This window comes from Wenzhouxiangella marina, from assembly GCF_001187785.1.
In the GTDB taxonomy this organism is placed as follows: Bacteria; Pseudomonadota; Gammaproteobacteria; order Xanthomonadales; family Wenzhouxiangellaceae; genus Wenzhouxiangella; species Wenzhouxiangella marina.
Genome location: NZ_CP012154.1, coordinates 1,716,043 through 1,739,450, shown reverse-complemented (window position 1 = coordinate 1,739,450; position 23,408 = coordinate 1,716,043). Strand labels below are relative to the sequence as shown.

Annotated in this window: 21 protein-coding genes and 3 tRNA genes; 7 read left to right on the top strand and 17 right to left on the bottom strand. The window is 65.5% G+C overall.

What is annotated here, in order from left to right:
• Positions 1–15: 15 nt before the first annotated feature.
• Entirely contained in the window at positions 16–744 is a 729-nt protein-coding gene (aat, locus tag WM2015_RS07285) for a leucyl/phenylalanyl-tRNA--protein transferase (RefSeq protein ID WP_049725422.1), read from the top strand.
• Here aat and WM2015_RS07280 read toward each other — a convergent pair.
• From WM2015_RS07280 to mtnA, 8 genes are all read right to left on the bottom strand, one after another.
• Positions 725–1,591 (bottom strand): DUF2520 domain-containing protein, encoded by an 867-nt coding sequence (locus WM2015_RS07280; protein WP_049725421.1) that lies wholly within the window; start codon positions 1,589–1,591, stop codon positions 725–727. The genes aat and WM2015_RS07280 overlap by 20 nt on opposite strands.
• Entirely contained in the window at positions 1,591–2,187 is a 597-nt protein-coding gene (locus WM2015_RS07275) for an SRPBCC family protein (RefSeq protein WP_049725420.1), read from the bottom strand. The genes WM2015_RS07280 and WM2015_RS07275 overlap by 1 nt, the downstream gene beginning before the upstream one ends.
• Before the next feature lie 39 nt (positions 2,188–2,226).
• A complete protein-coding gene (locus tag WM2015_RS07270; protein ID WP_049725419.1) occupies positions 2,227–2,904 on the bottom strand; it encodes a rhomboid family intramembrane serine protease in 678 nt (225 codons plus the stop codon).
• Positions 2,905–2,907: 3 nt separating this feature from the next.
• A complete protein-coding gene (locus tag WM2015_RS07265; RefSeq protein ID WP_169751119.1) occupies positions 2,908–3,669 on the bottom strand; it encodes a lysophospholipid acyltransferase family protein in 762 nt (253 codons plus the stop codon).
• A 67-nt stretch (positions 3,670–3,736) separates the two neighbouring features.
• Positions 3,737–4,210: an Hsp20 family protein gene (locus WM2015_RS07260; RefSeq protein ID WP_049725417.1), complete on the bottom strand. Its 474-nt coding sequence runs from the start codon at positions 4,208–4,210 to the stop codon at positions 3,737–3,739.
• Between the two features lie 271 nt (positions 4,211–4,481).
• Positions 4,482–4,976, bottom strand: coding sequence for a transcription elongation factor GreB (greB, locus tag WM2015_RS07255; protein WP_049725416.1), 495 nt, complete (start codon positions 4,974–4,976; stop codon positions 4,482–4,484).
• 10 nt (positions 4,977–4,986) lie between these two features.
• Positions 4,987–6,363, bottom strand: coding sequence for a class II fumarate hydratase (locus WM2015_RS07250; RefSeq protein WP_049725415.1), 1,377 nt, complete (start codon positions 6,361–6,363; stop codon positions 4,987–4,989).
• Positions 6,364–6,420: 57 nt separating this feature from the next.
• Entirely contained in the window at positions 6,421–7,467 is a 1,047-nt protein-coding gene (gene mtnA, locus WM2015_RS07245; RefSeq protein WP_049725414.1) for an S-methyl-5-thioribose-1-phosphate isomerase, read from the bottom strand.
• 155 nt (positions 7,468–7,622) lie between these two features.
• On the opposite strand from mtnA, the gene WM2015_RS07240 reads away from it, so the two are divergent.
• Both WM2015_RS07240 and WM2015_RS07235 read left to right on the top strand, forming a co-directional pair.
• A complete protein-coding gene (locus WM2015_RS07240; protein ID WP_049727007.1) occupies positions 7,623–8,165 on the top strand; it encodes a peptidylprolyl isomerase in 543 nt (180 codons plus the stop codon).
• Entirely contained in the window at positions 8,158–8,967 is an 810-nt protein-coding gene (locus WM2015_RS07235) for a UDP-2,3-diacylglucosamine diphosphatase (RefSeq protein ID WP_183971377.1), read from the top strand. The genes WM2015_RS07240 and WM2015_RS07235 overlap by 8 nt, the downstream gene beginning before the upstream one ends.
• On the opposite strand, the gene WM2015_RS07230 is transcribed toward WM2015_RS07235, so the two are convergent.
• From WM2015_RS07230 to WM2015_RS07215, 4 genes are all read right to left on the bottom strand, one after another.
• Complete coding sequence (locus WM2015_RS07230; RefSeq protein WP_049725413.1) at positions 8,953–9,927, bottom strand: NAD(P)/FAD-dependent oxidoreductase; 975 nt, start codon at positions 9,925–9,927, stop codon at positions 8,953–8,955. The two genes, WM2015_RS07235 and WM2015_RS07230, sit on opposite strands and share 15 nt — an antisense overlap.
• 99 nt (positions 9,928–10,026) lie before the next feature.
• Positions 10,027–11,571 carry a lysine--tRNA ligase gene (gene lysS, locus WM2015_RS07225; protein WP_049725412.1) on the bottom strand — a complete coding sequence of 515 codons (1,545 nt, stop codon included), beginning with the start codon at positions 11,569–11,571 and terminating at the stop codon, positions 10,027–10,029.
• Between the two features lie 4 nt (positions 11,572–11,575).
• A protein-coding gene (prfB, locus tag WM2015_RS07220; RefSeq protein ID WP_156200974.1) for a peptide chain release factor 2 occupies positions 11,576–12,674 on the bottom strand; the annotation gives its coding sequence in 2 pieces (ribosomal slippage) (positions 11,576–12,601 and positions 12,603–12,674; 1,098 coding nt in all).
• A gap of 94 nt (positions 12,675–12,768) precedes the next feature.
• Complete coding sequence (locus WM2015_RS07215) at positions 12,769–14,016, bottom strand: arginine deiminase (RefSeq protein ID WP_049725410.1); 1,248 nt, start codon at positions 14,014–14,016, stop codon at positions 12,769–12,771.
• Between the two features lie 102 nt (positions 14,017–14,118).
• Between WM2015_RS07215 and WM2015_RS07210 the strand changes: the two genes are divergently transcribed.
• A complete protein-coding gene (locus WM2015_RS07210; RefSeq protein WP_049725409.1) occupies positions 14,119–15,033 on the top strand; it encodes a serine/threonine-protein kinase in 915 nt (304 codons plus the stop codon).
• Between the two features lie 3 nt (positions 15,034–15,036).
• Entirely contained in the window at positions 15,037–17,046 is a 2,010-nt protein-coding gene (locus WM2015_RS07205) for a hypothetical protein (RefSeq protein ID WP_049725408.1), read from the top strand.
• 14 nt (positions 17,047–17,060) lie between these two features.
• Here WM2015_RS07205 and WM2015_RS07200 read toward each other — a convergent pair.
• From WM2015_RS07200 to WM2015_RS07190, 3 genes are all read right to left on the bottom strand, one after another.
• Positions 17,061–17,147: transfer RNA gene (locus WM2015_RS07200), tRNA-Leu, on the bottom strand.
• A gap of 67 nt (positions 17,148–17,214) precedes the next feature.
• Positions 17,215–17,288, bottom strand: a tRNA-Cys gene (locus WM2015_RS07195).
• 88 nt (positions 17,289–17,376) lie between these two features.
• Positions 17,377–17,452 (bottom strand) — tRNA-Gly (locus WM2015_RS07190).
• Positions 17,453–17,640: 188 nt separating this feature from the next.
• On the opposite strand from WM2015_RS07190, the gene WM2015_RS07185 reads away from it, so the two are divergent.
• Both WM2015_RS07185 and infA read left to right on the top strand, forming a co-directional pair.
• Positions 17,641–20,286: a glycosyltransferase family 39 protein gene (locus WM2015_RS07185; RefSeq protein ID WP_049725407.1), complete on the top strand. Its 2,646-nt coding sequence runs from the start codon at positions 17,641–17,643 to the stop codon at positions 20,284–20,286.
• Between the two features lie 72 nt (positions 20,287–20,358).
• On the top strand, positions 20,359–20,577 hold the full coding sequence (gene infA / locus WM2015_RS07180) for a translation initiation factor IF-1 (RefSeq protein ID WP_049725406.1): 219 nt from the start codon (positions 20,359–20,361) through the stop codon (positions 20,575–20,577).
• Here infA and clpA read toward each other — a convergent pair whose 3' ends face one another.
• Positions 20,578–22,869: an ATP-dependent Clp protease ATP-binding subunit ClpA gene (clpA, locus tag WM2015_RS07175; RefSeq protein ID WP_049725405.1), complete on the bottom strand. Its 2,292-nt coding sequence runs from the start codon at positions 22,867–22,869 to the stop codon at positions 20,578–20,580.
• 155 nt (positions 22,870–23,024) lie between these two features.
• Positions 23,025–23,360 (bottom strand): ATP-dependent Clp protease adapter ClpS, encoded by a 336-nt coding sequence (gene clpS / locus WM2015_RS07170; RefSeq protein WP_049725404.1) that lies wholly within the window; start codon positions 23,358–23,360, stop codon positions 23,025–23,027.
• Positions 23,361–23,408 lie beyond the last annotated feature (48 nt).

Genomic DNA, 23,408 nt, shown 5'->3' with positions numbered 1-23,408 from the left:
GTAATCGCATCAGGCATGTCCGGTATCCTCATCCCCCAACTCGGCCCAGAGCCCGATGCCCCCTTCCCCGATCCGGCGGCCTGCCGACATCCCGACGGCCTGGTCGCCTGGGGCGGGGATCTGAGCCAGACCCGACTGCTCAATGCCTATCGACTGGGCATCTTCCCCTGGTACGAGCACGGCTCCCCGATTCTCTGGTGGTCACCCGAACCCCGCGCCGTGATGATCCCGGGCGGCTGGCACCTGCCCCGCCGCCTTGCGCGCACGCTGCGACAGGGGGATTTCCGGATCCGACTCGATCAGGCCTTCGACAAGGTGGTCGCCGCCTGCGCCGCCCCGCGCAGGGACCAGAACGGCACCTGGATCACCCCGGCCATGCAAAGCGCCTATCTGGCGCTGCATCGGGCCGGCCATGCGCACAGCCTGGAAGTACTGTCGACGGAAGGTGAGCTGATCGGCGGCCTGTACGGAGTGGCGCTGGGCAAGCTGTTCTTCGCCGAGTCCAAGTTCCATCGGCGGCGCGATGCCTCGAAGATCGCCCTGGCCGTGCTGATGCGCTGTCTGGAGAGCTGGGACTTTCTGCTCGCCGATTGTCAGATCTGGAACCCGCATCTGGAAACGATGGGCGTTCGCCTGCTCGATGGCACCGACTTCCGGGCCGTGGTCACGGAGGGAATCCGGCGTGAGGATCTGACCGGCCCGTGGTGCGAACGCCTGGGCCAGGTCAATCTGAGCGACTGGTAAAGGTCTCGAGCATCTTCGCATCCTTCGAGCCCGGACCTCGGCGCTCGATCGCCAGCTCCAGGGTGGCCAGGCCCAACTCGCGCAGCAGGCCGACGCGATCCGGGCAGGCCTGTTCCATGACCGCCTGCAGACGCTCCACCTGGCCCGCGTCCCCACGCTCGATGGGCCCGGTCAGGGCAGAAGCGGCCGGCCGCTCGCTTAGATTGGCCAGGGTGCCACGCTGCAGCACCTCGATCAGGGCCGCCGCGGATTCGGGCGCCAGCCCCGCTTCGGCCGCCAGGCGACGCGCCAGGCCCGTCAGGGTCACCAGGTAGTTGCTGGCGACGACGGTGGCGGCATGGTAGGCAGGCTTGGCCTCGGCCTCGACGGTCTGCCAGCACCCGCCGGCCGCGCGAATGCAGGCGCCCAGGCACTCGAGGGCCGCGTCATCGCCTTCGGCGGTGAACCAGGTGCCGGGCATCTGCGCAAGGGCACGCTCGGGATCGGCAAAGGCCCGAGCCGGATGCAGCGATGCGACCTCCCGGGCCACGCCTCGAATCAGCTCGGCCGACCGCGCTCCGGACAGATGAAAGGCCAGCATCGGTTGCTCCGACCGGCTTCGCAGTTCCTGAACCTCGTGCTGATCGAGCAGGTCATCGGGGAGCCCGATCAGCAGCCAATCGTCGGCGGCCATCGGTCCCGGACGGACTGCGACCTGGCCCTGGCCGATGAAGGCGGCCGCGGATTCTGCCGATGCGCGTCGCCGACAGACCAGTTGCCCGATCCGGCACTGTCCGGCATCGGCCAGCCAGCGCGCCAGCACTCTGGCGGCGCGCCCCGCCCCCAGGACGTGCAGACGCGGCGGCATCAGGATCCGCCGTCGGGACGGCTCGGGAAGTCGCTCGCTTCGATGCCCTCTGGAACCGGGGGCATCGAGCCCGGGAAGGCGTCGAGGTAGTCGGCCAGGCGATCCAGGCCTTCGCGGTAATCATTGCCGACCAGGTTCGGAAGCATCAGTCCGATGTAGCGCCCGGTCAGGTCGAAGGTGCCGAAACGCATGCGCATGCCCCAGGTCACCGAGCTGCCCCCGTCGGCAGGCCCAATGCGAAAGAAATTGTCCGCCTCGGTGTCGCCGAGCTCGAGCTTCAGGTCGATGGATTCCGGCGCCTGGCTGGCCACGATCCAGAGGCGACCGGCGCCGCTGCCGCGCTCGTCCTGCCAGCTCAGGGTCGCGCCCGGACCGGAGGATGGCCCCTCCAGGCGGTAGCCGGCGTCCGGCGTGCGCGCATACCAGGGCGACCACTGGCTGAAGTAGCGCAGGTCCTCCAGCACGGCGTGGACCCGTTCCGGCGGCGCATCGATCAGGCGCGTGCGTTGCACCGTGACTTCGCGCGGCAGGAAGAAGCCCACCAGGATGATCACGATCACCAAGGCCAACAGGATCGACAGCAGACGTCTTGCCATGATTTCGAATTCCTCGTTTGGAAAGCGGTCGCGGCCCGCTCAGTGCCAGTCCCGCCAGGGCTGCTCGTCCTCGCCCTCTTCGAACTCGGACTCGTCCTCCCAATCGTAGCGCTTGAGCGGCGGCCGATCGTGACGCTCGAGCAGAAAGGCCAGCACCAGGCCCACCGCGGCGCCGCTCAGATGCAGCTCCCAGCTCGTTCCCGAGCCGGTCGGGAGCACGCCCCAGATCATCGAACCGTAGAGCAACCAGATCATCAGCGACACCCCGACCGAACGCAGGTCTCGACGGATCAGGCCCGACACGAAGACGAAGGCCAGAATTCCGTAGATCAGACCACTGGCGCCGATGTGCAGACTCGAGCGAGCGAACAACCAGGCCAGGCCCGAACTGCCCACGTAGATCAGGGGAAAGGCTCGCAGGGCTGCCACCGGGTACAGGAAGAGCATCGCCACCCCGCCGACGAACAGCGGCAGGGTGTTGGACATCAGGTGACTGAAATTGCCGTGCAGCAGCGGCGTGGTCGCCAGTCCGAGGAGGCCCGCCAACTCGCGCGGACGGAGCCCGAACTGGGTCAGATCGATGGCCATCAGGCGCTCGAAGCCGAACACGGCCCAGATCACGATCAGCAGGCCGACCACGAGACGGACCGCGAGCCAGAAGCTGCGTATGGCCCGGGGGGAGCCCGTGTAGTCGGGGTCGGGGACGTGCAGCTGCATGGATCAGGGACCGTCCAGGGGCTCGAGCGCGCTACCGATGGTCGTTCGCACTCGATCTCGCAGGGCACGAAGATCTTCGATGCCCATGCCCTCGGTTTCGATCGGTGGGTGAATCACCAGACGGGTCCGACCGGGCCGGATGCGGATCGAGTCGGCCGGCATCACGTCGCGAGTGCCGACCACGGTCATCGGAAGAATCGGCATCTGCTGGTCGATCGCGACCCGGAAGGCCCCTTTCTTGAAGGCCAGCAACTGGCCCGAGCGACTGCGGGTGCCCTCGGCGAAGAACAGGATGCCGGTGCCCTGCTTCAAACGCCCGACCGCTCGATTGATCGCCGAGCGCGCCTGATCGGGATCACTGCGATCGACGAAGATATGGCCGATGGCCTGACAGCCCTGGGCGATGAACGGCACCTTGCCGAGCTCGGCCTTCATGACCCAGCGCAGATCGAGCCCGCAGAAGCCGTAGATCACGGGAATATCGAACTGGCTCTGGTGATTGGCCACGACCACATAGCTCTGATCCCGATCGACGTGTTCGAGCCCTTCGACATCGACGCGCACCGGGGCGAAGAAAGCCAGGACATGGCACCAGGGCACGGCGATGTAGATGTTGGCCAGGCGGGGTGAAACGAGCAGCGCCGTGGGCACGGCCAGGCTGGCACCGACCAGGGTGGCCAACACGGCGACAGGCACGAAGACCAGCCACTGCCACAGGGGGTACAGGGCCATCATCGGCGAAAAGGATCGGACCGATTCACTCATCGAAGTATCGTACACAAAAAGGGGCACCCGACCGGGTGCCCCCGTACCCATGGAGAGTCGGGCTGGATCAGGCGGCCTTGGCGTCGCGCTCGCCTTCGATCAGGCGGCTGGTGCCGCTGCCGATCTCGATCTTGCGCGGCTTCATCTGCTCGGGCAGCTCACGCTTCAGCTCGATGTGCAGGAGACCGTTCTCCAGGCGGGCCGAAGACACTTCGACATGATCGGCCAGCTGGAAGCGCCGTTCGAAGCTGCGGGTGGCGATTCCGCGGTGCAGGAATTCGCCCTGCTCGCTGGATTCGCTTTCCGTCTTGGCGCCGGCAATGGTCAAGGTGTTGCGCTCGGTTTCGATGCTGAGCTCGTTCTGCGCGAAGCCAGCCACCGCCATCGTGATGCGGTAGCGATCCTCGCCCAGCGACTCGATGTTGTAGGGCGGATAGCTGTTGGCGCCGGAATCGACGCGAGCGGCCGACGAGAGCATGTCAGCCAGGCGGTCGAAGCCGATGGCCGTGCGGTACAGGGGTGAAAGATCGAACGTGGTCATAACCGTATCCTCCTTGGAAGCAATCGGTCTTGTTTCGGTTTCTTGGATTCGCCCCCCGGATTCCCGGCCGGGCGAGTGGCGAGGCCCCTTGCGGCGACCTCGAAATGAAAGATGGGTCGGTCAGAACCGCTTTTCAAGCCGCCTTGTTCACCACCCGTTCGTTGCGAGGCGCTGTCAGGTCCTGTACCCGCCGCGTTTCGCGACCGAGCGAAACGTCGCTGATGCGGGGCCTGGTGTTGCCGCAGTAGAACGGGTGGTGAACAAGGCGGGTTCAAGCGTAGGCGATGTCGACGATCAGCAGCCGGCGCGGTCCCGAGGGCGTCGGTACGTCCACCTCCTCGTCCAGACGCCGACCGAGCAGCGCCCGCGCGACCGGCGAGTCGATCGAGATCCAGCCCTGCTGGGCATCCGTCTCGTCGGCACCCACGATGCGGTACTGCACCTCCTGGCCCGACGCCTCGGCCAGACGGACCCGAGCGCCGAAGAACACGCGCTCGGGATCGGCCGGACGCTGGCGCACGACTTCGACGACATCGAGTCGCTTCTGGAGGTAGCGGATTCGACCATCGATGCCCCGCAGCTGCTTCTTGCGGTAGATGTACTCGGCGTTCTCGGAGCGGTCGCCCTCCGCCGCCGCCGCAGTGACCGCGGCGACGACTTCACGCCGTTCGACCCACAGGGTCTTGAGCTCGTCCTGCAGACGGCGATGGCCCTCGGCCGTGATGTACGGGCTCGAGGGCCGGACCGGCGGGCGCCAGCGTCCCATTCGACTCGGCTCAGAGCCCGCCGTCGGTCAACTTGAGAGGATCGAGAAGGGTTTCCAGTTCGGCGCGGGACAGGTCGGTCATCTCTTCGGCCACATCCAGGATCGAACGCCCTTCCTTGTAGGCCTGCTTGGCCAGGGCCGCGCCCTTTTCGTAGCCGATGACCCGATTGAGTGCGGTGACCAGGATGGGATTGCGAGCCAGCGCCTGGTTGAGGGTGTCCTCGCGCACCTTGAAGGTGGCCACACCACGGTCGGCCAGCAGACGAATGGCGTTGCCGAGGATGCCGATGCTCTCGAGCAGAGTGGCGCCGACGAGGGGCAGCATGACGTTGAGCTGGAAGTTGCCGGCCTGGCCGGCGACGGTGATCGTGCTGTCGTTGCCCATCACCCGGGCTGCGACCATGCACACGGCCTCCGGAATCACCGGATTGACCTTGCCCGGCATGATCGAGCTGCCCGGCTGCAGGGCTTCGAGCTCGATCTCACCCAGGCCGGCCAGCGGGCCGGAATTCATCCAGCGCAGGTCATTGGCGATCTTCATCAGGCTGACCGCCAGGGTCTTGAGCTGGCCGGACAGTTCCACCGCCGCGTCCTGGGTGGCGATGCCTTCGAACTTGTTGTCGGCCGACTCGAACTCGAAGCCGGTGGCCGAGGCCAGATGAGCGGCCACGCGGCCGCCGAATTCAGGATGGGCATTGATGCCCGTGCCGACCGCCGTGCCGCCCTGCGGCAGGCGCCGCATCCGGGACAGGGCGTCACCGAGCCGCTGTTCGGCGCTGGCCATCTGCTGGCTCCAGGTCGCCAGTTCCTGACCCAGGGTGACCGGCATGGCGTCCATCAAATGGGTCCGACCCGTCTTGGCCACGCCCGCCAGCTCCTCGGCGCGCTGGTCCAGCACCTGACGGAAGTGCTTGATCGATGGCAGCAGCTGTTCGGCCACGCCGAGGCAGCCACTGACCTGGATTGCGGTCGGAATCACGTCGTTGGAGCTCTGGCTCATGTTGACGTGATCGTTCGGGTGCACTTGCTCCGCACCGGCCTGGCGGGCCAGCGTGGCGATGACCTCGTTGGCGTTCATGTTCGAGCTCGTGCCCGAGCCGGTCTGGTAGACGTCCACCGGGAAGTGCGCATCGAACTCGTTGTCGGCCACACGGCCTGCGGCAGCAATGATCGCCGAGGCCAGCTCGGCGTCGAGGAGATCGAGATCGCGGTTGGCTTCGGCACAGGCCCGCTTGATCAGGCCCAGGGCACGAATGAACGGCGCCGGCATCGGGCGGCCGCTGATCGGGAAATTGTTGACGGCGCGCTGGGTCTGGGCGCCCCACAGGGCCTCGCTGGGCACCTGCAGCTCGCCCATGCTGTCGCGTTCGGTACGAAATTCGCTCATCGCTCTATCCGGTGGAAATCCAGCCGGCAATTATAGATCGACGACGAGCGCAATCGGTCAGCGAGCACCCGAGAAATCATAGGGCGGACGATGAACGCCCTGCTCGGTCACGATGCAGTCGATCAATTCACCCGGCGTGACGTCGAAGACCGGATTCCAGGCCGCAAAGCCGGCCGGTGCTTCCGTCAGGCCCGCGGCCGCCCAGATCTCGTCGGCCGCGCGCTGCTCGATTTCGATCCCCTGGCCGTTCTCCATGGCCGGATCGAGCGTCGAGGACGGTGCGACCACCATCATCTTCACCCCATGGTGGCGGGCCAGAACGGCCAGTGCGTAAGTGCCGATCTTGTTGGCCACATCCCCGTTGGCGGCGATGCGGTCGGCACCGACCACCACCCACTGCACCTCACCGGCGGCCATCAGCGCCGCGGCCGCCCCTTCCACCAGCACCCTGGCCTCGACGCCGGCGCGGGCCAGTTCCCAGGCAGTAAGACGCGAGCCCTGCAGCCAGGGGCGCGTTTCGTCCGCGAAGACGCGCTCGACCCGGCCATCCTTCGCGGCCTGGATGATCACGCCAAGGGCGGTCCCGACGCCCCCGGTGGCCAGGGACCCGGTATTGCAGTGGGTCAGGATGCCACGGCAGGCACCGATTTCCGAGCCGCCGGCCCGCGCCATGGCCTGGTTGGCGGCGATGTCTTCGGCGTGGATGGCGCGTGCCTCGGCTTCGAGTCGCGCCAGATCGACTCGCTCCGCCTCACCCGCCGCCCGACGCATCCGCGCCACCGCCCAGCTGAGGTTGACCGCCGTTGGACGAGCAGCTTCCAGGCGGGCCATGCCTTCGAGCCAGGGGCCTCGCTCCAGCCCGACTTCCCGGGCGCGGATCACCGCGCCGTAGGCTGCCGTGATGCCGATGGCGGGGGCGCCGCGAACGGCCAGATCGCGGATCGCGGCGATCACCGAGTCCAGATCATCGAGCTGCAGCCAGCGCTCGCGGGCCGGCAGTTCCCGCTGATCCAGCAGGTGAAACACGCGCCCGTCGAAACGAATGGCCTGGAAGCCGTTCTCGGGGGCCTCGAAGGGGCTGTCGATAGGGAGAATGCTGCTCATCGGTCTAGTTTAATGCGTGCGCACGACGAAGAAACGAATCCAGTATCATTGGCAGCCGTTTCAGACCCGCACCGGAGTGAATTCCAGTCATGCGAATCCTGTCACTGATCGTTGCTCTGCTGCTGCCCGTTCTGGCCTGGAGCCAGACCGAGGAAATGGCAGCCGAGGCCGAAACCGAGACCGAACCGAAGGAGTATCCGCAAGTGATCCTGCACACCAACCATGGCGCCATCACCATCGAGCTGTTCGAAGATGCCGCGCCGAAGTCCGTCGAGAACTTCCTCCAGTATGCCCGCGACGGCCACTACGACGGCACCCTGTTCCACCGCGTCATTTCCAACTTCATGATCCAGGGCGGCGGTTTCGATACGGACTTCAACCAGAAGGCCACCCGTGAGCCGATCGACAACGAGGCCGACAACGGCCTGTCGAACGACCGCGGCACCCTGGCCATGGCACGGACCAACGACCCGCATTCGGCCACCTCGCAGTTCTTCATCAACGTGACCGACAACGCCTTCCTGAACCACCGCTCCAAGCACTCGGGTCAGACCTGGGGCTATGCGGTCTTCGGCCGCGTGGTCGACGGCATGGACGTGGTCGATGCGATCCGCCAGGTCGCCACCGGCTCCAGAGGCATGCACCAGAACGTCCCGGTCGAGGACGTGATCATCGAGCGGGTCGAAATCCCTGAGTGATCGTCCCGTCTATCTGATCGCCGACCTGCATCTGGACGGCGATCGGTCCGGCACCACCAAGCTGCTGCTGGACTTTCTCTCCGGGCCGGGCCGCGAGGCCCGCGCCCTCTACATCCTCGGTGATCTCTTCGAAGCCTGGATCGGCGACGATGCCATGCTGCCGCCCGCGGCTGCCGTGGCCACCGCACTGCGCGAATTGGGCGATCATGGCGTGGCCGTGCATTTCCTGGCCGGCAATCGGGACTTTCTGCTGGGACCTGCGTACTGCGAGCACGCCGGCATGACACTGCTGGAAGCGCCCGTTCTCCTCGAGCTCGCCGGTGGCGTGGTGCTGTTGCTGCACGGCGACGGTCTGTGCACCGATGACGAGGAGTACCAGCGCTTTCGCAAGCGCGTCAGGAACCCCGAATGGCAGGCCCGCATGCTCGCCCGCCCGATCTGGTTCCGGCGGTTGCTGGCTCGACTGGCTCGAGCCCTGAGCCAGCGCCGCAACCGCAACAAGCCGGCCGCGATCATGGACGTCAATGCGCAGGCCGTCGAAGACTGCATGCTCGAACACGGGGTCCGACTGCTGATTCACGGCCATACGCACCGACCGGCGATTCATGACCTGGACTTCGACGGCGAGCCCGGCCACCGGGTGGTGCTGGGCGACTGGCGAGCCGACAAGGGCAGCGCGGTTCGTCTGGATGCGGCCGGCGTCAGCCTGCTCGAGCTGCTTCCTGGTGAAGCAGGCGACGTCGAGCTCACAAGCGTCGATCAACGCCCCCTGCCCTGGTCGAAAGCCTCAGAGAACGGCTGACAGCTGCTCGGCCGCCTGGCGCCCGCTCGACCAGGCCCCTTCGACACGGTTCCCGGCACACCAGTCCCCCGCCAGGGCCAGCCTCTGATCCGGCTGCCAGAGACAACCGACATCCAGGGGCGCGGAACTCTGCGCATAGCGCCAGCGATGGGCGGTGCAGAACTCGGGACGCAGGCGGCCGAGATCCAGTCTGAGAGCGAGGGCCTCGAGCAGTTGTTCAGCCACCAGGTCGCGATCATCCTCGAGGTGTGCACGGCTCCAGGCCAGATCGGCATGGGCGACCCAGGCGCAGGCGGAGCGACCCGGTTTGCTGGAATTCGCGACCAGCCAGGCCAACGGGCCGTCGTTGTCGAAGGCCGCGTCGAAGCCCGGGTCCGGGAGCGCGTCGAAGCCGACCATCAGGGCCCAGGTCGGCTCCATCGGCACCTGCCGCAAGCGTTGCGAGAGTGGATGCTCGGCACCGAGAAGATCGGCGGCCTGGGCCGGGGGTGCGGTCAATACCACGGCGCGCGCCTGGAGTTGCTCGCCGCTGTCCAGGACCACGGTCCAATCGCCTTCGTAGCGCATTGAGATGACACGCTGGCCAAAGCGGCAGTCAAGTCCGGAGGCCAGGCTGGACAGCACCGAATTCATGCCCGGGGCGGCGACCAGGCGCCGATCGGGGCTCGAGCCCGCATCGGCGGGACGCTGACCGAAGGTCCGGATCCGTGGCGTCCAGGTCTCGACCAGGCCATCGTGGACCCAGGCATCGACTTGTCGTGCAAAGCCGCTGGAGCGCGCCGTGAAGTACTGGGTCCCGTGATCGAAGGAGAAACCGCCCTGACGCCGGGTGGCACAGCGTCCGCCCGGCCCCCGGCCCTTCTCGAGCACGGCGAGCTTCAAGCCCTTGGCGGAAAGAGCCTGGGCTGCGGTCAGGCCGGACCAGCCGGCCCCGATGACCAGAACATCGAATATAGACATGAGCAAAGTGTAGCGAGCTGGATGTCAGCGCCGGGCGACGGTGCGCCCGGGCACGGTGATCGGAGTGGAATCGGGCTGGAGTCGCGGCCGCGCCCGGGCTCAGGAGCCCGGCGCGCTTTCCGGTCGCAGGTAGGGGAACAGCAGCACGTCGCGGATCGATGGCGAATCGGTCAGCAGCATCACCAGGCGATCGATGCCCACGCCCTCGCCCGCCGCCGGCGGCATGCCGTATTCGAGCGCGCGGATGTAGTCGTGATCGAAGTGCATGGCCTCGGCGTCTCCGGCGTCCCGGGCCTCGACCTGGGCGCGGAAACGCTCGGCCTGGTCTTCGGGATCGTTCAGCTCCGAGAAGCCGTTGGCGATCTCGCGCCCGGCGATGAACAGCTCGAAGCGGTCGGCCAGTTCCGGATCCTCGTCATTGCGACGCGACAGGGGCGACACCTCGACCGGGTAGCCGGTCACGAAGGTGGGCTGGATCAGGGTGTCCTCGACGCGCGCCTCGAACAGCTCCATCAACAGGCGCCCCCAGCCCCAGGACGATTCGACGTGGATGTCCTTGGCGCGGCAGACCTCGCGCAGACGCTCCACATCGCGAACGTCCTTGGCTTCGAGCTCCGGGAAGTGTTTCAGCACCGCTTCGGTCACGCTGAGCTGGCGGAAGTGGCCCGAGAAATCGAGCACCTGACCCTGGTATTCGACCTTGCCACCCTCGATGCCGGGAAGGATCGCCACCACGGATTGCAGCATCTGCTCGGTCAGTCGGATCAGGTCATGGTAGTCGGCGTGCGCCCAGTAGAACTCGAGCATGGTGAACTCGGGGTTGTGCCGGGTCGAGACGCCCTCGTTGCGGAAATTCCGGTTGATCTCGTAGACCTGCTCGAGGCCACCGACCACGAGCCGCTTCAGGTGCAGCTCCGGCGCGACGCGCAGGTAGAGGTCGAGATCCAGAGCGTTGTGATGGGTCACGAAGGGCCGCGCCGTGGCGCCACCGGGAATGTGGTGCATCATCGGCGTTTCGACCTCGAGAAAACCCTGGGCGTCCATGAACTGGCGAATCGCACGGATGACTTCGAAGCGACGCACGAAGGTCTGACGCACTTCGGGATTGACGATCAGGTCCACGTAGCGCTGGCGGTAGCGGGTCTCCTGATCGGTCAGGCCGTGCCACTTTTCCGGCAGCGGGCGCAGCGACTTGACCAGAAGGCGCAGCTCGCTGGCGTGGACGCTGAGCTCACCGGTCCGCGTGCGCATCGCCTGCCCGGCCACGCCGATCAGATCGCCGATGTCCCAGGACTTGAAACTCTGATAGACGCCCTCGGGCAGATCATCGCGACGCAGATAGATCTGGATGCGCTCACCCGACCCATCCTGGATGTGCACGAAGGCCGCCTTGCCCATGATCCGACGGCTCATGATGCGCCCGGCCAGTCGGAAGGTCTCGCCCAGACCTTCCAGCGCGGCCTGGTCCCAGCGCTCGGCATCCTCGAAACGCCGGTGCAGACTGCGGGCCGTCTGGTCGGTCCGCCAGTCATTGGGATAGGCCTGGCCCTGCTCGCGCAGCTGGTGCAGTTTCTCGCGCCGCTCGGCGATCAGGCGGTTGTCGTCGACGGCGAGCTCGCCATCGGTCTTGTTGACATCGGTCATTGGCTTATTCCAGTCCGGCTTTCAGTGAGGCGGCAACGAACTCGTCGAGGTCGCCATCGAGCACCTTCTGCGTGTCGGTGCGTTCGAGGCCCGTGCGCAAGTCCTTGATTCGGGATTGATCGAGCACGTAGTTCCGAATCTGACTGCCCCAGCCGATGTCGGCCTTCTCGTCCTCGGCGGCCTGTGCCTTCTCGCGCTGCTTCTGCAGCTCCATTTCGTAGAGTTTGGCGCGCAGCTGGCCCATGGCCCGGTCCTTGTTCTTGTGCTGCGAGCGGTCGGTCTGGCACTGCACCACGATTCCACTGGGAAGGTGGGTGATGCGGACGGCCGATTCGGTCCGGTTGACGTGCTGACCGCCGGCGCCCGAGGCCCGATAGACGTCGACGCGCAGATCGGAGGGGTCGATCTCGATGTCGATGTTGTCATCGACCTCGGGCGAGACGAACACGCTGGCGAAGGAGGTGTGGCGGCGGTTGCCCGAGTCGAAGGGCGACTTGCGAACCAGACGGTGGACTCCGGTCTCGGTCCGGCACCAGCCGAAGGCATGATCCCCCTCGACATGGATGGTCGCCGACTTGATGCCCGCCACGTCCCCGGCCGAGACTTCGACCAGCTCGGCCTTCCAGCCCCGGGATTCGGCCCAGCGCAGGTACATGCGCAGGAGAATTTCGGCCCAGTCCTGGGCTTCGGTGCCGCCGGAGCCGGCCTGGATGTCGATGTAGCAGGGACGCGTGTCCATTTCGCCGGAGAACATGCGCTGGAATTCCAGCTCCCCGACCAGGCGCTCCAGGCGTTTCAGGTCCTCACCGACGCTGTCCAGGGTGTCTTCGTCGTCTTCGGCCAGGGCCATTTCAAGGAGCTCGCCGGCGTCACGAACGCCGTCGATCACCGTGCGCTGGAGGCTGACCGAACGGTCGAGCTCGGAGCGTTCCTTGCCCAGGGCCTGCGCGTTTTCTGGATCATCCCAGACCGTGGGATCTTCGAGTTCCCGGGTGACTTCTTCGAGGCGTTCTACCTTGCCATCGTAGTCAAAGATACCCCCTAAGCGCAGCAACGCGGCGCTCCAGGTCATCGTGCAGGGTCTTCAGTGCGGTCTGTTCCATGATCGGCTCGGGCCTGAGTCAAACCGAGTATTGTAACGACCCCGAAGCCTTGTTGGGGGTCGCTGCCTGGTCACTGGTTCCTGCTCGACGCCGGTCAGTCCAGCTCCCGGCGGGCCAGCGGCATGGTCATGCAACGGCAGCCACCGCCGCCGCGCGACAGTTCCGCCCCATCGATGGTCACCACCACCCGTTCCCCGGCGTCGATCACGCGCTGACCCGAGATGACCTCTCGTGACTCGGCGACATTGAATCCGGCCTTCGACAGGGCCTCGACGGTGTGCTGGTTGTGCGCATACCCGACGATCTGGCCGGGCCCGAAGGCGAAGAAGTTGGCGCCGCTGGCCCACTGCTCGCGCTCCTGGTTGAACTGCTCCGAACCACCGCAGGGCACGGGCTCCAGATCCACCCCGAGCGCGCTCAGGGCCTCCAGTACGCATGCGTACTCGCGGATGCTGGCCTGATCGCCACGGTCGAAGCGGCAATGGAAGGCACGGCAGCGATGGGGGCCGGTGATCAGCGGCGGGAAGACCACGCACTTGTCGCGATCGACCATGGTGAAGATCATGTCCAGGTGGATTGTGGCCCGTGTCTTGGGAATCTCGACGACGATGAAGTTACGGACCGGCCCCTGGCTGGCAATGGAGCGCATCAACTGATCGATGCCGGCCAGCGAGGTCCGCTCGGAGTAGCCGATGACGACCAGGTCCTCGCGAATGACGAGCAGGTCCCCGCCTTCGATGGTCACCTCCGAATCACGATTCTCCGTGCCATCGAAGTAGAAGCCCCGCGAACCGATGTCGGGGTGGTGCTTGAACATGGCCTTGAGCAGCAAGGCTTCGGCCACGCGCGCCTTGTAGGCCATCGATCCGATGATCACCCGGTCGTTCAGGCACATCGTTGCATCGCGCGTGAAGAAGGTGTTCGGTAAGGGTGGAATGGCGTAGGGCGTCGGGCTGAGAAACTTTTCCAGGCTGATACTCAGCTTCGGCGTGCCTTCGATCAGCTGCCGGGCCAGCACCTCGGACGGCAGATCGAGGAGATCGTCGCGCAGCTCGTGGCAGTCGTAGAGGCTGACCAGCTCGACGACGAGGGAGCGTCGGACATGGTCCTGCTCCAGAACCTCGGCCAGCAGGGTCCTGAACTCGACGACCTGGGCCACCTTGCTCAGCACGCCGGTGAGCTGCTGATGCTCGCGCAGGGCCAGCGGCAGGCTCAGGATGTCGTCGTAGAGCACCTCGGCGGCCGTTTCCGGGGTCATGTTCTCCATTTCCTGTCCCGGCGTGTGCACGACCACCGTATCCAGGGGGCCGATCTCCGAATTGAGTGCAATGCGAATGGGCATCGAATGTCCTAAAAAAGGCAAACCGGCGCCAAGTGTACGGACTTTGCTCCGAGCCGTCAGGCTGACCGATGGGCACGGCGGGGCACAGCAATTGATATAGTCATGGATTCAGTGGGCGTCTTGGACCAGCCGGGCATGTCGGACATCAAGAAATTCGACTACAGCAGCGCGATCGGCCGCGAGTTCGGCAACTACGTGATCATGCGCGAACTCGGCCGCGGCGCCATGGGCGCAGTGTTCATCGGCTACCAGCGCACCCTGAAACGGCAGGTGGCGATCAAGCTGCTGCCCAAGGCGCTGGCCGAAACCCAGCTGGCCCAGCAGCAGTTCCGGGACGAAGCCGAGACGGTGGCCATTCTCGATCATCCCAACCTGATCACCATCTTCGACACCGGCGAAGACGACGAGTACTTCTTCCAGGTGATGCAGCTGGTCGACGGACAGGACCTGCGCCAGATCCTGAGCAAGCTCGCACGGCACCCGGTGCCGGCGCGCCGCCTGATGCCGATGAACCACGTGCAGCGCCTGACGCTGGAAATGCTTGCCGGTCTGGAGGCGGCCCACGAGGCCGGCGTCATCCACCAGGACCTCAAACCCGCCAATCTGCTGATCGAGAACCGTCGAGGCCGACTCCTGATCGCCGATTTCGGTATCGCCAAGGCCAAGCAGGCCGAATACGCGGCGCAGGGTCGGGTCGTCGGCACGCCGATCTACGTCTCCCCGGAACAGGCCTCAGCCAAGGACACGGACCATCGCACGGACCTGTACGCCGTCGGCGTGATCCTTCTTCAGCTCCTGGCCGGCAAGCTGCCGGTCCGGAAGGAAGACGCTCGCAAGATTCTCGTCCGCAAGATCCAGCAACCCGACACGTTTCTGCTGCAACGCCCCAGCGAGTGCCATCCCCGCATCACGCCGGCGATCGAGCGCATCGTGCTGCGCGCCATGGCGAGCCGACCGGAGCGCCGGTTCCAGACCGCCAAGCACTTTTCCGACGCCCTCATGGAAGCGTGGAGCTGAGCCGTGGCCGATAGCCTGACACAGCGGGACGCGGAACTGATCGCAAGGCAGTTCAACGCCGCCTTCACGACCGTCAACGGCTACGGTCTCGAGCATCCGATGAGCGGGCGAAGCGTCGACTCCCTGCTGCAGACCCTGAAGCAGTCATGGGCGCTCGCCTCGCCACTGACCCTGCTCCTCGACCGCGGCAGCCTGTTCGTCGAGAGTCAACCGGTCGGCGATCGCTTCAACCCGAGACGCCTGATCACCTTGCTGAACCAGCTCGGCCTGCAGTCGATCAGTTTCGACGACAAGCTCGACGCCGCCGCACTGAGCGCCTTGCTCGGGCTCCTGCGCGATCCCGATCGCTTTTCGGACACGCCTGCCCTGCAAGCTGCCCTGGAGCAGACCGGAGTCACCAGCATTCGTCTCAATTACGTGACCTTTCGAAAGGTCACGGCCGATGAACAGGTCGTTTCCTCCGGCGAAATCCAGCCGGTAGCAGCGTCGTCGAACAAGGACGACAGTCCCCTCGCGCGCATGCTGGAAATCGCCCGCCTGATCGAAGCGGACGGTGACCGCTCGGCACCTGCGGAATCCAGCGGCCAGGCAAAGGAGCGGGAAAGGATCGTGCACGGACTGCGGACACTGATCGAGCAGATCGAAAAGGGTCACCTGGACTTCGGCGTCGAATCGCCCGACGCCCTCCTCAGCGCAGTCGACGGGCTGCGTCGGCGCTTGCGCAACGAACAGGCCGAGGCACGCGATCTCGACGTGCTGATGGAGGCCGAGCCGGGGATGCTCGACGAAGTCGACCAGCTGACCTACTCGACCCTGGTCCGTCTGATGCGAGAGGAGTATCGGGGGGACCACTTCTCCCCCCGCAGAATGGCTCAGATCATCAGTCGCATGATTCCCGATGCACGGGAACTCAAGCGTCTCATGCCCCAGCTCAAGCTGGGATTGATGGCCGAAGGCATGAGTCTGAAGGAGTACGGCCGGCTGATCCACGAATTGTCCGGCGAGTTCCGGGCCGACCATCTGCTTCGCGCGATGGAACACGGGGCAGACCAGCTGGGCATGGATCTGGATGAAATCGTCGGTCAGATTCGCGAGGACCCCGAGGAAGCCGCGCGTCTGATCGTGATCGCCTCCGAACTCCGGCGGGCCGGTGTCGATGACCAGAGCCAGCTCTCTCAGGCCTTTACCGATTACATCGAGAGGGTCAGCGAACAGCTTTCACTCTCGCCGTCCTCGGCGGCAACAGGGTCGGACAACGCCACCGGCCGGCAACTCGATCGCGTCCAACGCGAGCTGATCGAAGCACTCGACCGCCATGGCCTGGGTGAAGAGCTCAGCAAACGGCTCCGCGCCCAACTCAACAGTCAAACGACCGACCCAGCGTCAGGAGGGACGAGCTTGCCATCGACGCAGCACGTCGATCCGCCCCCCGATGCCGGGCCTGATCCCCTATCGGAACCGAGCGCCACCGCCGTGGCGGACCGTCAGGACGAGCCGCGGGCAGAAACGCCTCCGAGCAGGCGCCGGGCTGAACTGCCACAGCGCATTCTCAGCCCCGCCAATACGGCCTTCTTCCTGACCCGGGAGATCAAGAGCACGAAGCGCTACCGCACGCCCTTCTCAGTCATCCTGTTCAGCGTCGAAGCCATCCGATTCGAGGACGGCCGGCTTCGCCGCGTCGAAGCCGGCGACCTCGAAACCCTGCTCCCCGCCCTTTATCGACAGCTGATCGAGCAACTCAGAGACCTGGATCTGATCGGCGCACTCGACCCCGAGCAGGCCACCCCATTGATGATTCTTCCGATGACCGATCAGGCCGGTGCCGACATCGTGCGTTGGCGCCTGGCCGACCGCTTCCGGGACCTGCTACTGGACATCGATGACCAACGATCGAATCTGATTCCGACCATCACGGCGATGGCCTATGACATGAGCGAGAACGACGAAACCCGCGACTTTCTCAGGAAACTCCACGCGCAGCACAAGCGCCATCGCGCGCAATTCGTGATCTGAAGCCAGCGAAAGAATGGTGCCCGGACCCGGGCTCGAACCGGGACGGGGTTGCCCCCGAGGGATTTTAAGTCCCTTGCGTCTACCAATTTCGCCATCCGGGCGGGAAGGACAGGCACTGGAACGAAGCAGGCCGGCAGATCCTGCGATCTGCCGGCCCGTTCAGGATACTGGAGGCTAGGCCCGGAGTCGAACCGAGGTACACGGCTTTGCAGGCCGCTGCATAACCACTCTGCCACCTAGCCGATGACGCTGACATTCTAGCCCAAGATGGGCCCCGGGGGCAGCCCCCGGAAACGACAAGGCCCCGGAATCCGGGGCCCTGAAAGAATCTGGAGCGGGAAACGAGACTCGAACTCGCGACCCCAACCTTGGCAAGGTTGTGCTCTACCAACTGAGCTATTCCCGCAATCAAGGCCGCACATTTTAGTCGGATCGAAGCGCTTGTCAAGCATTTCGTGAACTGAATTCAACTCGAGTTCGAAAGAGCCCTCCAAGCGCCCCACGGGCTCGATCACGGGGACCCGCGAGCAGGCAGCGAATCGGGGACAATAGCGCCTTGAACCCAGACCCGATGCTCGCGACCCAGCCTCAGCCATGTCCTCCGCTTCGCCGTCCAACCCGGCCGCCCCACGCGCATCGATCGTGGTGCCCACGCTCAACGAGGCCGACAGCATCTCGGAATTGATCGAGCGAATCCTGGCCAGCATGCCCGAGGACATTTCCTTCGAGACCCTGGTGGTCGACGATGCCTCCGAGGATGGCACCGCGGCCTTGGCGAGGAAGTGGAGCGACCGGCATCCGGTGCGGGTGATCGAGCGCCAGGGCCCCCGCGACCTGTCCGGATCGGTCCTCGATGGCGCCCGGGAGGCTCGGGGCGAGTGGGTCGTGGTGATGGATGCCGATGGCTCGCATCCGCCGGAGCGCATCGGCGCCCTGCTCCGCCCCCTGCTGGAGAACCGTTGCGATCTCACGGTCGGATCGCGGCACGCGCCCGGTGGCGCCACCGAAGGCTGGCCGATCCACCGTCATCTGGCCTCGGGCCTGGCCACGGCTCTGGCCTGGCCCTTCACCGAGGTGCGTGATCCGATGGCGGGCTTCTTCGCCACGCGCCGTGAGCGCCTGCTCGCCCTGCCGGGTCACGCGGCCGGCTACAAGATCCTTCTCGAACTACTGGTCCAGGGCGGCGATTCACTGCGCACGGAAGAAGTCCCGATCCGCTTCGAGGACCGCCAGAAGGGCCGCTCCAAGCTTGGCCTGAAGCAGCAGCTGACCTACCTCAAGCGCTTGACCTATCTGGCCGGGGGGCGCGTGTCGGGCAGCAGTGCCGGCAAGTTCATCCTGGTGGGCCTGAGCGGGATGCTGGTCGACCTGTTGATCTTCCAGGCCCTGATCGGGCAGCAGGCCCGGCTCGGCACGGCCCATATGGCCAGTTTCGTCGTCGCCACCCTGACCAATTTCGCGCTCAACTACCGCTGGACCTTCCGCGGAGACGCCCAGGCCGAACTGTCCCTGCCATTGCGCTATCTGCGCTTCTTCATCGTCGCCGTCATGGCGCTGATGATCCGCGGCGGCGTGCTGGTCCTGCTGGTCGACGTGCTCGGCCTGTCACCGATGGCCGCGATCGTGCCGGCCATCGTGGTGACCGCGGGCGTCAACTATCTGGGCTCGGCCTTCTACGTCTTCGCTTCGACCGCCTCGGGCATCGTCCCGCGCGTGCGGTGGCATCTGGCGATCCTGGGGCTGCTGCTCTACGTGGTCATCCTGCGACTCCTGTACATGGGCCACGTCGCGCTGATTCCGGACGAGATGTACTACTGGGTCTACAGCCAGCGCCCGGACCTGAGCTACCTGGACCACCCGCCCCTGGTCGCCTGGCTGATCGCGGCCGGCACCCGGATCGCCGGCGACACGATCTTCGGCGTGCGCCTGATGCTGATCCCTCTGACCCTGGTCACCGCCTGGCTGGTCTACCTGTACGGCGCCACCATGGGCGGCAGGACCGCCGGCCTGATGGGCGTGCTGGCGGTGACGGTCCTGCCCTTCTTTTCGCTCTCCGGCTTGCTGATGACGCCGGACGCCTCCATGCTGCTGGCCTGGGTCGGCGCCCTGTATTGCTTCAAGCGCGCCCTGATCGACGACTCGCCCGCGGCCTTCATCGGGCTCGGCCTGGCCATGGGCATCGGCCTGCTGTCGAAGTACAGCATCGCCCTGCTCGCCCTGGCCGGGCTGATCTTCATGCTCGGAGACCGACGTTGCTGGCACTGGTTCAGGCGCCCGGAACCCTATCTGGCCGTGCTGCTGACCACCCTGATCGTCAGCCCCGTGCTGGTCTGGAACGCAGAGAACCAATGGGCCTCGCTCTGGTTCCAGAGCACCCGCCGATTGTTCGAGAACCCGGAGTTCGCCAGCCATCTGGTGATCGTCTACGCCCTCCTGCTGCTGTCACCGGTGGTCGCGATCGCCGGATTCATCGCACTGGGCCCGGTGGGCAGGCGCCTCGCACCCGATCCGCGCAAGCGGCGCTTCATGGTGATCATGACCGCGGTCCCCCTTGGCTTCTTTCTGGTCTACGGTCTGTTCACCGTGGTCAAGTTCCATTGGACCCTGCCCGCCTGGATCGCCCTGCTGCCGATGATCGCCGCCCTGCTCAGCCCGCCGGGCACCGAGCCCGAAGCCGCGCAGCGCCCGTCCTGGCAGCACCGTCTCGCCGCGGCCTGGGTGCCGAGCATTCTGGTGCTGGTACTGGCCTATGGCCTGCTGTTGCACGCCCTGACCCTGGGTCTGCCGGGCTTGCGGATGACGGATTTCGGCACCGGTTACCTGAGCTGGCAGGAAGCCGCGTCCGAAATCCAGGCGATCGAACGGGAGATCGAGGCGCAGACCGGCCAGCAGCCGATCATTGCCTCGACGACGAAGTGGAGTGGCGCGGCCGCACTGGCCTGGCAGTACCGAGACCGCGGCTTCGAGCATCTGACCGGCCAGAACCTGATCGGCATGAGCGGTTCGATGTGGGAATACTGGTTCGACGAGACGACCGATCCCGACCGCCCGGTCCTGTTGTTCAATCGAAGCCCGAAGCTGATCGACGAGCCCTGGCTGGAACAGGCCCTGATCAGGCTCGGCCCGCTCGAGCATCGACACCTGGAGCAAAGCGGCACGACGGGCGGGGAGCTGTACTACCGAATCGGGCAGGGCTTCCGGCCGGAGCAGCTCCGAACGCCGGATCGGATTCCCGATTGAGGCGATTCAGGCACTTGCGTCTCACGCCAAAGCTGGCACAATAGCGCGGTTTTCCCCGAACCCTGGAAGGTCATGCCGAAAGACGATCATATCGAAATGGAGGGCAAGGTCCTCGATACCCTGCCCAACACCATGTTCCGTGTCGAGCTCGACAACGGACACATCATCACGGCCCATATCTCCGGCCGCATGCGCAAGAACTACATCCGCATCCTGACCGGCGATCGCGTCAAGGTCGAGATGACGCCCTACGATCTGAGCAAGGGCCGCATCACCTACCGGATGAAATAATCAGCCCGCCTCGGGCTCGGTGGGTGCCAGATCCGTGCCCACCGTTGCATCGACCTCGAGATCCAGGCCGTCCCCGGCCGGATTCAGCGACACGCTCACCCTGCCACCCCGCTCGGCCAGCTCCCCGAACAGCAACTGGTCGGCCAGGGGCCGTTTGATCGCGTCCTGGATCACGCGCTTCATCGGACGGGCGCCCATCTGTTCATCGAAGCCATGCTCGGCCAGCCAGTTCCGGGCCGCGCTGTCGACGTCCAGGGTCACGCCCTTGTCCGCCAGCTGGTTTTCCAGGTCCATCAGGAACTTGTCGACGACTTTCAGAATTACCTCGAAGGGCAATGGCCGGAACTGGATGATCGCGTCCAGGCGATTGCGGAACTCCGGGGTGAACTGGCGACGAATCGCCTCCATGCCGTCGGTCGAATGATCGGCCCGGGTGAAGCCGATCCCGCGGCGATGCATCAGGGCCGCCCCGGCATTGGTGGTCATGACCAGAATCACGTTGCGGAAGTCCGCCGAACGCCCGTTCGCATCGGTCAACTTGCCGTGGTCCATGATCTGCAGCAACAGGTTGTAGACGTCGGGGTGGGCCTTTTCGATTTCATCCAGCAGCAGCACGGCGTGCGGGGTCTGGGTGACGGCTTCGGTCAGCAGGCCACCGCGGTCGAAACCGACGTAGCCCGGCGGCGCACCGACCAGGCGCGAGACCGTGTGCGCCTCCATGTATTCCGACATGTCGAAGCGGATCAGCTCGATGCCCAGGGTCAGGGCCAGCTGGCGGGTGATCTCGGTCTTGCCGACGCCGGTGGGCCCGGCGAACAGGAAGCTTCCGATCGGCCGATCGGCATCGGCGAGGCCGGAGCGAGACATCTTGATCGCCGAGGCCAGGGTCGTGATGGCGTCATCCTGTCCGAACACGACCATCTTCAGGTCGCGCTCCAGGGTCTTGAGCGCATCCCGATCCGAGCGCGACACCTGACGCGGCGGAATCCGCGCCATCCGGGCCACGACTTCCTCGATCTCATGGACGCCGATCGCCTCGACACGCTCGCTTTCCGGCTTCAGGCGCTCGCGGGCGCCCGCTTCGTCGATCACATCGATCGCCTTGTCCGGCAGGTGCCGGTCATTGATATGACGCGCGGACAGGGTGGCGGCGGCCTCCAGGCCTTCGGGCAGGTAGCGCACGCCATGGTGCTCCTCGAAGCGATGCTTGAGCCCGTTCAGGATCTCGATCGTCTCGCCCACGGAGGGCTCGACGATATCGATCTTCTGGAAGCGCCGGGCCAGAGCGCGATCCTTTTCGAACACGCCTCGGTATTCCTCGAAGGTGGTCGACCCGATGCAGCGCAGCTCACCGTTGGCGAGCACCGGCTTGATCAGATTGGAGGCGTCCATGACCCCGCCGGAGGCGGCGCCGGCGCCGATGATGGTGTGGATCTCATCGACGAAGAGAATCGACTTCTCCCGGGCCTTGAGTTCGGCCAGCACCGCCTTGAGGCGCTTCTCGAAGTCACCCCGGTACTTGGTGCCCGCCAGCAGCGCACCCAGGTCCAGTGACCAGATTTCCGCGTCCTTGAGGATGTCCGGTACGTCGCCCTCGACGATCCGGCGCGCCAGGCCCTCGGCCAGCGCCGTCTTGCCCACGCCCGACTCGCCGACGTAGAGCGGATTGTTCTTGCGCCGACGGCAGAGAATCTGGATCGTTCGCTCGACTTCCATGTCGCGGCCGATGAGGGGATCGATGCGGTCCTCGCGGGCTCGTTCGTTCAGATTGATGGCGTAGGCCGACAGGGCCGAACTGTCCTCGCCTCCGGCCTCTGCTTCGCTCTTCGCTTCGGCCGCCGAGGGCTCGACGGCATCGCCCTTCTTGCTGATGCCGTGGGAAATGAAATTGACGACGTCCAGGCGCGACAGGTCCTGCTGACCCATCAGATAGACGGCGTGCGAGTCCTTTTCTCCGAACATGGCGACCAGAACGTTGGCGCCCAGCACTTCCTTCCGCTCGGCGGACTGCACGTGATAGAGCGCGCGCTGAAGTACGCGCTGGAAGCCGACGGTCGGCTGCGTGTCGCGCTGATCGCCGGCAGAGAGCACCGGAATGGTCTCGTCGAGGACCTGACTGAGGTCGTGTCCCAGCCGTTTGATGTCGATGCTGCACGCGTCCAGCACATCGCGGGCCGACGGATTGTCCAGCAGCGCCAGCAGCAGGTGCTCGACGGTCAGGAACTCGTGTCGTTTGCTGCGGGCCGTGTGGTAGGCCTGTGAGATGGACAGTTCGAGATCTTTGCTGAACATGATCGGTCCTTCAACTCGCTTTGCGGCGCCTGCTCTTGAGACCAGTATGCCGCAGGATGATTCCCCTCGGGCGTTCGTGAATGAAGCCGCAACGGCAGCGCATCATCCTAAGGCCACCAATGCGTGCGGAACGTCACGTTCTGCCCGAGGCGATTTCAGTCCCCGGCCTCTTCGAGCGTGCACTGCAGGGGGTGTTCGTGCTCTCGAGCGTAGTCATTGACCATGACGACCTTGGTTTCGGCAATCTCGTAGGTGTAGACGCCTGCCACGCCTCGTCCCCGCGTGTGCACGTGCAGCATGATCGTGGTGGCCTTGTCGTGGGACAGCCCGAAGAAGCGCTGGAGCACCTGGACCACGAAGTCCATGGGCGTGTAGTCGTCATTGAGCACGACGACCTTGTAAAGCGGGGGTTTGCGGACCTTGGGCCTGGCCTCCTGCAGGGCCAGTCCGTCGCCGGTCGCGCCGTCGGTGGGGTGTTCGTGTTCGCTCATCGGGTGCCGCAGTCAGGCCGTGATGGAATGACCATGATACTGCGGCAC